Annotated in this window: 13 protein-coding genes; 2 read left to right on the top strand and 11 right to left on the bottom strand. The window is 55.5% G+C overall.

Annotated features, from left to right (window positions below; all coding sequences use genetic code 11):
* Positions 1 to 89: 89 nt before the first annotated feature.
* The 8 genes from cvpA to pdxB all read right to left on the bottom strand — a co-directional run bounded on the left by cvpA (position 90) and on the right by pdxB (position 7,544).
* Positions 90 to 578 carry a colicin V production protein gene (cvpA, locus tag RTX30_RS20810; RefSeq protein ID WP_312692410.1) on the bottom strand — a complete coding sequence of 163 codons (489 nt, stop codon included), beginning with the start codon at positions 576 to 578 and terminating at the stop codon, positions 90 to 92.
* Between the two features lie 197 nt (positions 579 to 775).
* Positions 776 to 1,486 (bottom strand): cell division protein DedD, encoded by a 711-nt coding sequence (gene dedD / locus RTX30_RS20805; protein ID WP_312692408.1) that lies wholly within the window; start codon positions 1,484 to 1,486, stop codon positions 776 to 778.
* A complete protein-coding gene (folC, locus tag RTX30_RS20800; protein ID WP_312692406.1) occupies positions 1,476 to 2,744 on the bottom strand; it encodes a bifunctional tetrahydrofolate synthase/dihydrofolate synthase in 1,269 nt (422 codons plus the stop codon). Before folC ends, dedD begins: the two co-directional genes overlap by 11 nt.
* Before the next feature lie 69 nt (positions 2,745 to 2,813).
* Entirely contained in the window at positions 2,814 to 3,728 is a 915-nt protein-coding gene (accD, locus tag RTX30_RS20795) for an acetyl-CoA carboxylase, carboxyltransferase subunit beta (protein ID WP_312692404.1), read from the bottom strand.
* A gap of 103 nt (positions 3,729 to 3,831) precedes the next feature.
* The gene (locus RTX30_RS20790; protein ID WP_312692402.1) at positions 3,832 to 4,491 is read right to left on the bottom strand and encodes a DedA family protein; all 660 of its coding nucleotides are present in this window, start codon (positions 4,489 to 4,491) and stop codon (positions 3,832 to 3,834) included.
* Positions 4,492 to 4,518: 27 nt separating this feature from the next.
* Positions 4,519 to 5,331, bottom strand: a complete 813-nt coding sequence (truA, locus tag RTX30_RS20785; protein ID WP_312692400.1) for a tRNA pseudouridine(38-40) synthase TruA — start codon at positions 5,329 to 5,331, stop codon at positions 4,519 to 4,521.
* Positions 5,331 to 6,344 (bottom strand): aspartate-semialdehyde dehydrogenase, encoded by a 1,014-nt coding sequence (locus tag RTX30_RS20780; RefSeq protein WP_312692398.1) that lies wholly within the window; start codon positions 6,342 to 6,344, stop codon positions 5,331 to 5,333. The genes truA and RTX30_RS20780 overlap by 1 nt, the downstream gene beginning before the upstream one ends.
* Before the next feature lie 63 nt (positions 6,345 to 6,407).
* Positions 6,408 to 7,544: a 4-phosphoerythronate dehydrogenase PdxB gene (gene pdxB / locus RTX30_RS20775; protein ID WP_312692396.1), complete on the bottom strand. Its 1,137-nt coding sequence runs from the start codon at positions 7,542 to 7,544 to the stop codon at positions 6,408 to 6,410.
* Between the two features lie 111 nt (positions 7,545 to 7,655).
* Here pdxB and flk point away from each other — a divergent pair, with 111 nt between their 5' ends.
* Positions 7,656 to 8,663, top strand: a complete 1,008-nt coding sequence (gene flk / locus RTX30_RS20770; protein WP_312692419.1) for a flagella biosynthesis regulator Flk — start codon at positions 7,656 to 7,658, stop codon at positions 8,661 to 8,663.
* A 95-nt stretch (positions 8,664 to 8,758) separates the two neighbouring features.
* Here the strand turns inward: flk and RTX30_RS20765 are convergent, their stop codons facing one another.
* The 3 genes from RTX30_RS20765 to fabB form a co-directional block, all read right to left on the bottom strand.
* Positions 8,759 to 10,189, bottom strand: a complete 1,431-nt coding sequence (locus RTX30_RS20765; protein WP_312692394.1) for a 6-phospho-beta-glucosidase — start codon at positions 10,187 to 10,189, stop codon at positions 8,759 to 8,761.
* Positions 10,190 to 10,310: 121 nt separating this feature from the next.
* A complete protein-coding gene (locus tag RTX30_RS20760) occupies positions 10,311 to 11,492 on the bottom strand; it encodes an MFS transporter (RefSeq protein ID WP_312692392.1) in 1,182 nt (393 codons plus the stop codon).
* 208 nt (positions 11,493 to 11,700) lie between these two features.
* Entirely contained in the window at positions 11,701 to 12,915 is a 1,215-nt protein-coding gene (fabB, locus tag RTX30_RS20755; RefSeq protein ID WP_312692390.1) for a beta-ketoacyl-ACP synthase I, read from the bottom strand.
* 156 nt (positions 12,916 to 13,071) lie between these two features.
* On the opposite strand from fabB, the gene mnmC reads away from it, so the two are divergent.
* On the top strand, positions 13,072 to 15,072 hold the full coding sequence (mnmC, locus tag RTX30_RS20750) for a bifunctional tRNA (5-methylaminomethyl-2-thiouridine)(34)-methyltransferase MnmD/FAD-dependent 5-carboxymethylaminomethyl-2-thiouridine(34) oxidoreductase MnmC (protein WP_312692388.1): 2,001 nt from the start codon (positions 13,072 to 13,074) through the stop codon (positions 15,070 to 15,072).
* The last annotated feature ends 2 nt before the right edge of the window (positions 15,073 to 15,074 follow it).

Genomic DNA, 15,074 nt, shown 5'->3' with positions numbered 1-15,074 from the left:
TCATAAATCGACTGGTTTACCGGCATAACACCGGCGATACCGACAATACCGCACATACGTCTTTTCCTCGTTAAGCCACATCTCAGGGCTTATGCCCTGGGCAAGAAACTCGACGAACTTTGCAGATAGTCAAAGAACCATCTGATGATGAAGCTGAATTGCGGGATAAGCTGCGACTTTTGCCAGTCTTCGCTTTTCGACAGGCCTGTAAAGGTATCCAGAAAGAACAGAATGGCGGCGACGATTAGCACGCCACGCAGCGCGCCAAAACAGATCCCCAACACCCTGTCTGTACCCGACAGGCCGGTTTTCTCCACCAGCGCACCTAACACGTAGTTAACGATAGCGCCAACAATCAGCGTCGCGATGAACAGTATGCCGATGGCGATACCATTACGCACCAGTTCATCGTCAAAGCCCGTGAACCAGACAGACAGGTAAGTGTAGTAATGACTGGCAACAAAGAAAGCACAGCCCCATGTCACCAGCGATAACGCTTCACGAACAAAGCCGCGGATCAGGCTTACCAGACAAGAAAAACCAATCACCGCAATGATGGCGTAATCAATCCAGACCATATGTGTCCCACGATTTTACGCCCTGTCGTCCAGTTCGGGGCGAATTCTAACAGAAAAAGAAAACGTTTGCGTAGGGATTTCCTTCCCGCGCGTAAATAAAAATGGCGCTGAAAAAATATTCAACGCCACGGTTCTGGTCGCCAGTTATCTGGGCGTATTTTGCACGATTCCCTTCGTGCCTTCAGCAGGTGCCTGATTTAGTTTGGCGTATATCCCATTACCACACCGTTCAGTCCTGATAACTGATTCAGCTCGCCGAGCGAACCTTTTAGCTTGTCTCGCGAGGCGTCCGGCCCCACCAGAATACGGGTGATTTTACCCTGAACCGGCGTGCCCGGCGACGTGTAAACGCGATAACCCGCACCGCGTAATTTGCCGACAATTTCATTGACCTTATCGGCATTTTTCAGTGCGCCAAGCTGCACAACATACGCTTTGCCCGTCGGCGTCGGTTTCTCCTCCTGCGCTTTCGGCGGCGCAGTCGGTTCTTCATTTGCCATCGCCAGTTGCTCGCTGGTTTTGTCCCGCGAGGAAGGCTGTTGCGTCTGCGGTTTCGGCTGCGGTTTTTCTACCGGCTTAGGTTTCGATTGCGTGACCGGCGGCGTAATGACGTCCTGGGTACCATTACCGCTGGCCACCAGCCTTGAAGCATCCAACGACGGTGCAGCAGCATCGCCCGCCCGCACCTCTTCCGCCGCGCCTTCCGGCGGCTGTGACGGCAACGCCTGCGTTGCTGCCGGCATCATATCTGGCTCATCGCGGTCGCCGGGTTTCGGCACCAGCGGGATCGCCGCAAATTCATCCTGATAGTGTTTTTTTTGCCCGTCGAGTAACCCAGGAAGAATAATCACCCCGAGTGCGACCAGCACAATAGTTCCCATTAAACGGTTCTGAAACTTACTCGCCACCGGTTCTCCCCGCTTCCATCGCTTCCATGACATGCGCCACCGTATGGAACGAACCACACACCAGCACGGTATCACAGACGTTTGCTTCCGCCATTGCCGCCTGCCAGGCCTGCGCCACATCCGGCCATGCCCGACCCATTTTAAGGTGCGACAGCAGCTCTTCCGCTGTTGCACCGCGCGGCCCTTCCAGAGGGGCACAATACCAGCTATCGACCACCGGCTCCAGACAGGCCAACGTCCCGGCAATGTCTTTGTCATGCAGCATGCCAATCACCGCCAGTACGCGACCCGTTTTCGGTAGAGCCGCCAGTCGTCCGGCGAGATAGCCTGCAGCATGAGGATTATGCGCGACATCCAGGATCAGACGGGGCGACTCGCTCACAATCTGAAAACGGCCCGGTAAAATCGCCCCGGCGATGCCGTCGCGGATTGCCCGCTCGCTGATCGGCAATGCACTGGCACGCAACGCAGCCAGCGCCGTGGCGGCATTCGGTTGCGGCACCTGCGGCAGCGGTAAGCCGTTCAGTTCGCCCTGCGCATCATAAAAACGCCAGCTCTCTGCGTTCACTTCATAATGCCAGTCCACACCACGACGCAACAGTAATGCGCCTTTCTCCTGCGCGACGTCACCGATGGTATGCGGCATATCCGGCTCGCCGACTACCGCCGGTTTGCCTGCACGGAAGATCCCCGCTTTTTCACGACCAATGCTTTCGCGATCCGGCCCCAGCCAGTCGGTATGATCGAGGGCAATGCTGGTCACTACCGCCACATCGGCATCGACCATATTGGTGGCGTCAAGACGACCGCCCAACCCCACCTCGAGGATCACCACATCCAGTTGCGCCTGCTTAAACAGCCACAATGCAGAGAGTGTGCCGTATTCAAAATAACTCAGCGAGATATCTCCGCGCACGGCTTCAATTTCAGCAAAAGAGGCCGTATGGGCTGATTCATCCAGCTCCCCGCCCTGCACACGGACACGCTCGGTATAGCGGACAAGATGCGGTGAACTGTAAACCCCCACGCGGTAGCCCGCTGCTAATAGCACCGATTCCAGCGTCCGGCAGGTGGTGCCTTTGCCGTTGGTGCCTGCGACCGTAAAAACGAATGGCGCGGGGCGCAACACATCGAGACGTGCAGCCACCTGGCTTACGCGCTCAAGGCCCAGATCGATGGTTTTACTGTGCAGGTTTTCCAGATAAGAAAGCCACGCGGCCAGGGGCGACGTGGCTTGCGGAATACGTTTCGTTTCCATGGTGCCCGTTGGTATGTCCGGTTTGAAAAGCAAAAGGGCAGTGCCTGGTGGCCCTGCCCTTCGGTATTATCAGGCTTCGCCTTCCTGAGCGACCGGTGATGGGATCACCGTTCCGGTTTGTACGTCTTCCGGGTCTGGCGCAGGCAGATTCATCAGCTTCGCCAGAATGCGCGCCAGTTTCAGACGCAGTTCCGGGCGACGAATGATCATATCGATCGCGCCTTTTTCGATCAGGAACTCACTGCGCTGGAAGCCCGGCGGCAGTTTTTCACGCACGGTTTGTTCAATAACACGCGGGCCGGCAAAGCCAATCAGCGCTTTCGGCTCAGCAATGTTCAGGTCGCCCAGCATTGCGAAGCTGGCGGAAACACCGCCCATAGTCGGGTCGGTCAGAACAGAAATATAAGGCAGACCGCGCTCCTGCATTTTTGCCAGCGCCGCAGAGGTCTTCGCCATCTGCATCAGCGACATCAGCGCTTCTTGCATACGCGCACCGCCGGAAGCGGAGAAGCAGATCAGCGGGCAGTTATCTTCCAGCGCCTGCTCAACCGCACGCACGAAACGCGCGCCAACCACAGAACCCATTGAGCCGCCCATAAAGGAGAACTCGAATGCTGCAGCCACGACCGGCATGCCGTGCAGCGTGCCTTTCATTACCACCAGCGCATCTTTTTCGCCCGTTTCTTTCTGGGCAGACGCCAGGCGGTCTTTGTATTTTTTAGAGTCGCGGAACTTCAGCACATCTTTTGGCTCAAGCTCGCTACCCAGTTCCACCAGTGAACCTTCATCCAGCAGGCTATGCAGGCGATTACGCGCTGTCATACGCATGTGGTGGTCACATTTCGGGCAGACCTCAAGGTTACGCTCCAGCTCGGCGCGGTACAACACCTGGCCGCAGCTATCGCATTTTGTCCACACGCCTTCAGGAATGCTTGCCTTACGGGTGGGGGTAATGTTGCTCTTAATTCTTTCAATCCAGCTCATTGATAACCTTTATACATGAACCTGGTAGCCCATAAATGGTGCACATTAAAACATAACGGTTCGCAACTTGGGATAAAAAAGTGGTCGAACCGCCGTTGACTTCTTATTTTGCCTGCCGCGACGCGGCGCGACGGTGGCGTATTATCTCATACACACCGGGAAGTATAGACATCACGATGATTGCCACAATCAGTAGCTTAAGATTCTGCTGAATCGCCGGAATAGTGCCGAAGAAATACCCGGCGTAGGTAAACAGTAATACCCACAGCAGCGCTCCCACCACGTTGAACATGGCGAAATGGCGATATGACATATGCCCCATGCCCGCGACAAAAGGGGCAAATGTACGCACAATCGGTACAAAGCGCGCCAGAATAATTGTTTTTCCGCCGTGTTTCTCATAAAACTGATGCGTTTTATCAAGATAGCTACGACGGAAAATTTTTGAATTAGGATTGCTGAATAATCGCTCGCCAAACAAGCGCCCAATGGTGTAATTCACCGCATCGCCGAGAATAGCGGCAATTAACATCAACAACACCATGGTATGTACGTTCAGGTCGTTGGTTTCCAAAGACGCCAGCGCCCCGGCAACAAACAGCAGCGAGTCTCCCGGCAGGAATGGCGTTACCACCAGCCCGGTTTCGCAAAACAAGATCAAAAACAGAATGCCGTACACCCACATGCCGTATTGAGCGACCAGTTCTGCCAGGTGAACGTCAATGTGCAGGATGAAATCAATCAGAAAGCGTATTAAGTCCATGTGTGCTTATGCCTTTTTCATTTGCGACTAGTCCGCCAGGAACAGCGGGCCCATTGGCATGACGGGAAGGGCAAAATGCGATGGATAATCCACCGACACCAGATAGAGCCCTTCCGCTTTCGCCGTTGCTGCCGCCAGCGTTCTGTCCTTTACCGCCAGCAGCTCTGCTATCCAGCTCTCCGGCTGGTTGTGGGCGCCTACTTCCATCAGGCTGCCAACAATATTCCTGACCATATGATGTACAAAGGCATTGGCTTTGATATCGACCACCACATATGCGCCATGGCGACTGACGTTGATATGCATCAGATTGCGCCACGGTGTACGGGACTGACACTGCACCGCGCGAAACGAGGTAAAGTCATTCTCACCGATAAGACACTGTGCGGCACGGTGCATCCGCTCCGCATCCAGCGGATGATAATAGTGTGTCACGCCCTGGCCTAACACCGCCGGGCGCAGTCGATGATTATAAATGACGTAGCGGTAACGGCGGGCCGTTGCGCTAAAACGGGCATGAAAATCATCGGGCACATCTTTGACCCAACGCACCGCAATGTCACCAGGCAAATTCGCATTTACACCCAGTGTCCAGGCGGCATCTTTACGCCGGGCTGTGGTTTCAAAGTGCACCACCTGCCCGGTCGCATGCACGCCCGCGTCGGTACGCCCGGCGCAAAACACGGTGATTGGTTCATCCGCTACCTGCGAGAGCGCTTTTTCCAGCTTCTCCTGCACGCTGCGAACTTCCTGCTGACGCTGCCAGCCATAATATTTGCTACCGTCGTACTCAATGCCAAGAGCGATTTTGTACACCGGCGCTTTTAGCTCGTCCTGCATCAGTACAGATACTCCTGCACCAGTTTTTCGGCGATTTTTACCGCCATCAGCGCCCCGCCAAAACGAACGTTATCGGCAACGGACCAAAACTGGATCTGCTCAGGCATACCGTAATCATTACGTACACACCCTACAGAGAGATGGGCCTGGCCGGATGCATCGCCGACCTGCGTCGGGAACGCATTCTCCTCTGACAGCGCGATATCTTCAAAACGGCCGAACGCGTCCCGTGCTTCTTCAGCCGCCAGTGGACGCAGAGCTTCAAAGCTGACCAACTGCGCATGACCATAAAACACCGGAGACTGTACGCAGCTGGCAGAGATCATCAGGCCGTCATCCTGCAAAATTTTGCGCGTCTGATCGATGAGGGTACGTTCTTCACGCACACTGCCCTGGCTGTCTGCCAGCAACGGCAACATATTGAATGCCAGCTGGCGGCCAAAATAGTCATCTTCATCAATCGGAATACCATTCAGCAATTTCGCACTCTGCCCGGCGAGCGCATCCACAGCTTGTTTCCCGTTACGGGAAACAGACAGCATGGCGGTGACGCCAATGCGCGATAATCCGCCTTCGTCAATCAGCGGCTTCAGCGCCGCCAGCAACTGGCTGGTCAGGCTGTCCGGCACGGCAACGATATTGCGGTTACGGTAATCAGCCAGCACAAAGGGGTTAACATCCGGCATGACCAGCGGCACATCCGGCTCCAGCGCGAACAGACCGCTGGTGTCGATCACCAGACAACCCGCGTTGGTCGCTTCTTCAATATAGGTGGCAGAAGCCTGCGCCCCAGCGACAAAAAACGCCAGCTGCGCCTGCGTCCAGTCAAACTCAGCCGCATCTTCCACACGCACGGTTTTACCGGCGAAACGCAGGTTCTCGCCTGCGCTTTCACTGCGCGCCAGTGCGTAGAGTTCGCCTACCGGGAACTGGCGCTCCGCCAGCGTTTCGAGCAAGGCTTCTCCGACAGCGCCCGTTGCGCCAAGAACGGCAATATTCCAGCCTTCAGACATGGTGAATTACTCCAGAAAAAAGCGTCCTTGCCGGAGCATCCGGCAAGGAGCATTAAGAAGATATTAACGAACCGGGGTATAAACGGCGTTGAAACCCAGCTGGTTTAACAACGCGGCGGCGCTGGCGTCATCACACTGTACATACAAGGACGACCACTCGCGGCGCTCAAGATAATTTTTACGCAATTTATCGAACTCACCCGGTGTGCCCGCTACTTTTCGCAGCAATGCATCGTCGCGGCGCACATCATACACCAAATGAACCAGCCTTTTTAGCGTTGACTGATCGAGAGGGCCATGCAGCGTAATGCGCCCAAACTCCGGTGCCGGCAGTAGCGTGTCGAGCGCGACTTGCTGACGTTGACCAATAAATTCGCTATAAGCTTCAAACACCTGCGTGGTGCCGCGTGCTTTACCTTCGAGGGTATACCCGGCGATATGGGCAGTGCCAATGTCCACCCGGTTCAGTAGCTCAACATTGAGATCCGGTTCGGGCTCCCAGACATCAAGCACCACGTTCAGTGCCTGCCCCGCCTGTAATCGTTGCAACAGCGCGGCGTTATCCACTACCGGCCCGCGACAAGCATTAATCAGAATAGTGCCAGCCTGCAGACGAGAGAGCAGCGCATCATCTACCAGGTGCAGCGTTTTATACGGGCCATCTTTGAACAGCGGCGTATGGAAAGTCAGCACATCCGCTTCGCGCACCAGCGTATCCAGGCTGTGGAAGTCACCCGCGTCGCCGCGATCGGCACGCGGCGGATCGCACAGCAGCGTGCGGATACCCAGCGCCTCCAGTCGCGCCTGCAAGCGCCCGCCAACGTTACCCACCCCGACGATGCCCACCGTGCGATCGCGAAGCGCAAAACCATCGCGTTCTGCCAGCATCAGCAGTGAGGAAAATACATACTCCACCACCGCAATGGCATTACAGCCAGGCGCGGCAGAAAAGGCGATGCCCGCCTGCTGAAGAGCGGCTTCATCGACATGATCGGTGCCTGCCGTTGCCGTGCCGACAAATTTGATCCCCGTTCCCTGCAATAATGCCGCATCCACTTTCGTTACCGACCGCACCATTAATGCGTCGGCATCGGCCAGTTCCGCTACCGGGATCGGGCGACCAGGAACCGCCTTCACTTCACCCAGGCGACTAAAAAGATCGCGGGCGTAAGGCATATTTTCATCGACAAGGATTTTCACTTGAGTACCTGTTTGAGAACGGGAGTTGAGCGCGCAAGTGTGCCATAATCTGGCGGCCAGGCATACCCGCAATGCCGACTACCGCCACGCGAGAGTAAGAGGATTTTCATGATGCAACCCATTCAGGGTGCCCCCGCGCGCCCTCCCGGGCAAGAGCCGCTCCAGACAGGTAATGTTCCCGGCGAACAGCCTTTATCCAGCGTGCAGCGCACGGTTCTGGAACGACTGATTATTCGCCTGATCGCCCTGACGCAACAGCAAAGCGCAGAGGTGTGGGCCGGTGTGAAGCACGATTTAGGGCTGAAGAATGATGCCCCCTTGCTGTCCCGCCACTTTCCAGCGGCAGAGCAGAACCTTAATCAGCGTGTTGAAACCGCAACGCAGAACCACACCACACGCCAGGTCCTGACCCAACTGACAGAGCTGCTCAGTCAGGGGAATAACCGCCAGGCGGTGAGCGATTTTATCCGCCAGCAATTTGGCCAGACGGCGCTCAGCCAGTTGACGCCTCAGCAGTTAAAAACAGTGCTGACCATGCTGCAGAATAATCAGATCACCATTCCGCAGCCGCAACAGCGCCCGGCCACCGAGCGCCCGCTATTGCCCGCAGAGCATAACTCGCTTAACCAGGCAGTAACCAAACTGGCGGCAGCCACGGGAGAATCCGGGAAGCTTATCTGGCAATCAATGCTGGAACTCTCGGGGGTGAAGGCAGGGGAACTGATCCCGGCAAAACACTTCGCCCCACTGATGACCTGGCTGCAGGCCCGGCAGACGTTAAGCACGCACCCCGCACCCACGTTGCATACGATCCAGACGGTGTTAAAACAGCCGATGGATAATAGCGAAATGCGCAGTATCACCGAATATGCCCAGCAGACCTGGCAGGCGACGCCGCAAACGGTGCTAACCACTGCGCAGGTGCAGGATATTCTCAATCATGTCTTTTTACGCCGTACTGAGCGCTCGCCGGCTGCGCTGGAAATCCGCAATATCCAGCCGATTTACAGCCCGTTCGTTGCGCCCATTATGGAGACAATGAAAACGATCTCTACCCGTCCGGGCCTGTTCTTTATCGCCCTGTTAGTGGTGGTACTGCTGTTCTGGCTGGTTAGCTAAAAAAATGCCCGATGGCGCTAACGCGTATCGGGCACAGACGCTTTATGCATTGATACACGGCAAGCCGCTAAGGCCGATACGGCTTGCCGTGCAAGTCAGATATTCTCGCCGTTATGTTTAATCACGTCCTGATACCACCAGAATGATTTTTTGCGGCTGCGTTCCAGCGTGCCCTTGCCTTCGTTGTCTTTATCGACATAGATAAGCCCGTAGCGTTTTTTCATTTCACCCGTGCCTGCGGAGACCAGGTCAATACAACCCCACGGGGTATACCCCATTAAATCGACGCCATCTTCCACTACTGCTTTTTTCATTTCGCGGATATGGTTGCGCATATATTCAATACGGTATTGATCGTTGACGATGCCATCGCTTTCCGGCTGATCAATAGCGCCAAAACCGTTCTCGACAATAAACAGCGGGAGTTGGTAAAGATCGTAGAAATAATTTAACGAATAGCGCAGACCAACCGGGTCAATTTGCCAACCCCAGTCCGATGCTTTGACATACGGGTTTTTCACCAGGCTTTTCGTTTCGTCATAATCCAGTTGCGGATTATCTTCCATCGCTTTGGTAACGAAGGACATATAGTAGCTAAAGCCGATGTAGTCGACGCGACCGCGCGTCAGGATCTGCAAGTCCTCTTCGGTGATGTCGAGTTTAAATTCCCGGCGGGCGAAATAATTGAGTAAGTGCTGAGGGTAATAACCACGAACGTGAACATCGGTAAACCAGTAGCGCCGGTGCATCGCCACCACTGACATCATCATGTCGTTCGGATCGCAGGTTAACGGGTAAATTGGGCACATGGCGATCATGCAACCGATTTTAAATTCCGGGTTGATTTTATGCCCGGCCTCGACCGCCAGCGCGCTGGCCACCAGTTCATAATGCGCCGCCTGGTACATGATCACTTCACGATCTTCGCCGGGTTTATATTTCACCCCTGAGTTGGTAAACGGCGCAAAATCTTCATGGTAGTTGGCCTGGTTATTAATTTCGTTAAACGTCATCCAGTATTTCACTTTACCGCGATAGCGGGTGAAAACGGCATTAGCGAAACGCACAAAGAAGTCGATCAGTTTACGGTTGCGCCAGCCGCCATATTCGGTGACGAGGTGATAAGGCATTTCGAAATGGGAAAGCGTGATCACCGGTTCAATATTGTACTTCAGACACTCGTCGAACAGATCATCATAAAATTGCAGCCCAGCTTCGTTTGGCTCCAGCTCATCCCCTTTGGGAAATATGCGCGTCCAGGCAATGGAAGTACGGAAACATTTAAAACCCATCTCGGCGAACAGCCTGATATCGTCTTTGTAGCGATGGTAAAAATCGATGGCTTCATGGTTAGGGTAATTCTTACCGGGCAAGACGCCATCGGTAATCTCACGCGGCACGCCGTGCGCACCGGCTGTCATCACATCGGCAACGCTTACCCCTTTGCCGCCTTCCTGCCAGCCGCCTTCCAGTTGGTGCGCCGCGACCGCCCCACCCCATAAAAAATCCGCTTTAAACCCAGACATATCTCTCTCCTTTCGCAAATGGTGACGAAAGAATAAACAAGCCAGCGGTGACATGACATCACCGCTGTTCTGTTGTGTGAAACCGGTTGCAAAGAAAGTTATTGATTGCGATTTTCAGACATTATTTACGAGGCCGAAAGGCGATAACGGTTACCACTATCCCGGTTACGGCCGCGAGCGCCCCGGCCAGAAATACGGAAGGATAGCCGAGCGAGGTCGCCAGCAACCCCGTTAGCGGGCCGGTAAAAGCATACGAGATATCCTGAAACGCGGCATAACCGCCAAGCGCCGTACCACGTACTTGCGGCGGCACGCGTTTCACCACTTCCACACCCAGCGCAGGGAAAATTAACGAGCAACCGCTGCCGGTTAATGCCGCGCCAAGCAATGCCAGCCACGCACCGTGCGCCTGCCACAGCAGCACCAGCCCGACGGTTTCAATCACCAGCGAGGCTATTGCCACGCGCACGCCACCAAAGCGATCCGGCATCCAGCCAAACAAGATACGCATCAGCACGAATGCGCCGCCAAAAGCCGTGAGGGTAAAGCCGGCCATCGGCCAGCCGTTGCTGGCGAAATAAAGTGAAACAAAGGTGCCAATCACTGCAAAACCCACACCCTGTAACGCCAGGCCCAGTCCGGGCTGCCAGATAAGCCCCACCACACTCCATAACGACGGTCGGCTGTCGGAATGCGCCGGAACCTTGCGCACGCTGCCATTGAAGGCCCAGGCGACAAACGGCAGCAGAATCGTGGTAACCGCCAGCGCAGCGAAACCATAATGGCTATGGATCAGCAGCCCCAGCGGCGCTCCTGCGGCCAGCGCGCCGTAAATCGCCATTCCGTTCCATGACATCACTTTGCCGGAACGTGCAGGACCAACCAGCCCCATCCCCCAGGTCAGCGTGCCGGTCAGCAACTGGCTTTCGCCAAAGCCGAGGATCAAGCGCCCGACGACCAGTAAAGCGAATTTGGCCATCGGCTCTACTGGCAACAGCGCCGCCAGCAGCCAGGCCACACCAGCCAGCGCGCAGGCAAACATTCCCTGTAACGCCGAGCGCTTAGCGCCAAACTGATCGGCCAGTCGTCCGGCGTAACCCCGCGTCAGCACCGTTGCCAGAAACTGAATGCCGACAGCAATACCGACCATGGTGTTGCCATAGCCGAGTTCGTTGTGCACAAACAGCGGGATGACCGGTAACGGCAGTCCGACGGTCATATAGGTCAGAAACACCGCAAAAGCGATGCGAAACAGCGAGACATTCGCTGATGAAGAACTCATGGATTGTGTTTCTACAGACATGCATTACTCCATAACGCAGAGTAAGGCGGGAATTTGAAGTGCCACGCCCCCTCTACCTGAGTGCCAGGATTAAGGTGCGTTGGATAACGTTAAACGCTTACGCATTATCGTGATGATAATGTTGCGCAGGGAGTTTGCCTGTCGCGGCAACGGCTTGTCAACGGATAAAAAAAGGGAGCCTGCGGCTCCCTTTTCGATTTATTTACCGTTACTTCAGTTTACGCATAACGAGCGTGGCGTTGGTACCGCCAAAACCAAAGCTGTTGGACATTACAGTCGTCAGTTTGGCGTCAGTCGGTTTGGTAACGATATTCAGGCCAGCCGCCTGCTCATCCAGCTCTTCGACGTTGATGCTCGGGGCAATAAAGCCGTGTTCCAGCATCAGCAGAGAGTAGATCGCTTCCTGTACACCAGCAGCGCCCAGCGAGTGGCCGGTCATGGCTTTGGTCGCAGAAATAGCCGGGCTGTTATTGCCGAATACTTCACGAATCGCGCCCAGTTCTTTCACGTCACCGACCGGGGTGGACGTTCCGTGAGAGTTGAGGTAGTCGATCGGCGTATCCACACCGTGCATGGCCATCTTCATGCAACGGACTGCGCCTTCACCTGACGGTGCGACCATGTCTGCGCCATCGGAAGTTGCGCCGTAGCCAACGATTTCAGCATAAATATGTGCACCACGTGCCAGAGCATGTTCCAGCTCTTCAACAACAACCATACCGCCGCCGCCTGCGATAACAAAACCGTCGCGGTGCGCATCGTAAGTACGGGACGCTTTTTCCGGCGTTTCGTTGTATTTGGTGGAGAGCGCGCCCATCGCGTCAAACTCACAGGCCATTTCCCAGCACAGCTCTTCGCCGCCGCCAGCAAATACGATGTCCTGTTTGCCCAGTTGGATCTGCTCTACGGCATTACCGATGCAGTGCGCAGAAGTCGCACAGGCAGAGCTAATGGAGTAGTTCACGCCGTGGATTTTGAACGGCGTCGCCAGGCACGCGGATACCGCAGAGGCCATGGCTTTGGTCACGACATACGGGCCTACCGCTTTCAGGCCGCGCGGGCTGCGCATTGCGTCAGCGCCGAAAACCTGTGATTTGGAAGAACCGCCAGAACCGGCAATCAGGCCCACGCGCGGGTTATTCTGATAGACCTCATCTTTCAGGCCGGCATCTTCAATCGCCTGCTGCATGGAAAGATAGGAATAGATAGAGGCATCGTTCATGAAACGCACCACTTTACGGTCAATCAAACCCGTGGTGTCCAGTTTAACGTTACCCCAAACGTGGCTGCGCATGCCGGAATCTTTGAATTCCTGAGAGAATGTGATCCCTGAGCGTCCTTCACGCAGAGATGCCAGGACTTCCTGCTGGTTGCTACCAATGCTGGAAACGATGCCCAGGCCAGTAATCACTGCACGTTTCATTCAATACCCCTAAAGTCGCACTATTTAAGTTTCGAGTCGCAAGATAGCGTACACTTGTACGCCGAACAAGTCCGATCAGCCAATTTCCGATGAAATTTGCGCCTTTCCTTGACGACCGTTAAGATCGTGCCACTGCCTGATGGACGAGTAACTTACGTGAAACAAACCGCTATACAATCCGCCAACCTCGAATTCAACGCTGAGGGTACACCTGTTTCCCGAGATTTTGACGACGTCTACTTCTCTAATGATAACGGGCTTGAAGAGACGCGTTATGTTTTTCTCGGTGGCAACCAGCTTGAAACGCGTTTTGCGGAGCATTCCCGCTCGCTATTCATCGTTGCGGAAAGCGGGTTTGGCACCGGGCTCAACTTCCTGACCTTATGGCAGGCATTCGCGGAGTTTCGCGCTGTCCATCCCGACGCTACCCTGGAAAGATTACATTTCATCAGTTTTGAAAAATTTCCGCTGACTGCAGACGATCTGCGTAAAGCCCATGCCCACTGGCCGGAGCTGGCGCCTTGGGCGGCTCAATTACAGGCACAATGGCCGTTACCTTTTGCCGGGTGTCACCGTCTGATACTGGATGAAGGCCGCGTTACGCTTGACTTGTGGTTTGGCGATATCAATACGCTGACCCACGAACTGGATGATTCATTGAACCAGCGCGTAGATGCCTGGTTTCTGGATGGCTTTGCCCCCGCCAAAAACCCGGAGATGTGGACACCGGAGCTTTTTCAGGCAATGGCCCGCCTCGCCAGGCCTGGCGGCACGCTGGCAACCTTTACCTCTGCGGGATTTGTTCGTCGTGGTTTACAGGAGGCGGGTTTTGTCATGCATAAGCGCAAGGGCTTTGGCCGTAAGCGTGAAATGCTGACCGGAACACGGGAACAAATGGAGGCACCCGCGCTACGCGCACCGTGGTTTGCCCGTAGTGGAACAGTTACGCGCGAGGTGGCATTGATTGGCGGTGGTGTGGCCAGTGCATTGTTAGCGCTGGCGTTGTTACGACGTGGCTGGCAGGTGACGCTCTATTGTGCTGATGAGGACCCGGCAGAAGGGGCATCCGGCAATCGCCAGGGGGCGCTTTATCCGTTACTAAGCGCGCACGATCCGGCACTGGCACACTTCTTTCCTGCGGCGTTTACCTTTGCCCGCAGGCTGTACGACGCCCTGCCGTTAACCTTTGATCACCAGTGGTGCGGCGTGACGCAACTGGGATGGGATGAGAAAAGCCAGCGTAAAATAGACCAGATGCTGACGCTGGATTTGCCCCCAGCACTGGCACAGGCGGTGGATGCTAAAGCGGTACAGGCCATCACCGGCGTCGAAACACGGTGCGGCGGCATCACGTACCCGGCTGGCGGCTGGCTCTGTCCGGCGCAGTTAACGTCAGCGGCTATCGCACGGGCCTGCGAGCAGGGGTTGCAGGTCCACTATTTGCACGATCTGCAAAAACTCAACCACAGCGACAACGGCTGGATGTTGCATTTCCCCGGCGGTAAGATCCGCCAACACGCGGCGGTTGTACTGGCAAACGGGCATCGCATCCATCGGTTCCCGCAAACCGAGAAATTGCCGGTCTACCCCGTTGGCGGCCAGGTGAGCCATATTCCGACAACCCCCGCACTCGGCCAGTTACGGCAGGTACTTTGCTACGACGGTTATCTGACACCACAAAACCCGCATAACCATTATCACTGCATCGGCGCGAGTTATCATCGGGGGCAGGAACAGGCGGCGTATAGCGAGCAGGATCAACAGCAAAACCGCCAGCGCTTATTGGACTGTTTCCCGCAGGTTTCATGGGCACAAGAGGTGGATGTCAGCGCAGGTGAAGCCCGTTGTGGCGTACGCTGCGCCACGCGCGATCATCTGCCGATGGTGGGCAATGTCGCGGACTATGAGGCGACGCTTGCCGCCTACGCCCACCTTGCCGACGCGCCAGAAAATGCCATCAGCGCACCGGTTTATCCGGGGCTGTTTATGCTGGGCGCACTCGGCTCTCGGGGGTTATGCAGCGCACCACTGGCGGCAGAGATCCTCGCTTCGCAAATGAGCGATGAGCCGATCCCACTGGATGGCGAAACACTTGCGGCACTGAACCCGAACCGGTTATGGGTCCGGAAATTAATCAAAGGAAAAGCGGTGAAGTAAGG

Source organism: Kosakonia sp. (assembly GCF_032052965.1).
Lineage (GTDB): Bacteria > Pseudomonadota > Gammaproteobacteria > Enterobacterales > Enterobacteriaceae > Kosakonia.
Note: the sequence above shows the minus strand (reverse complement) of the source record. Positions and strands in the feature narration are given on the sequence as shown.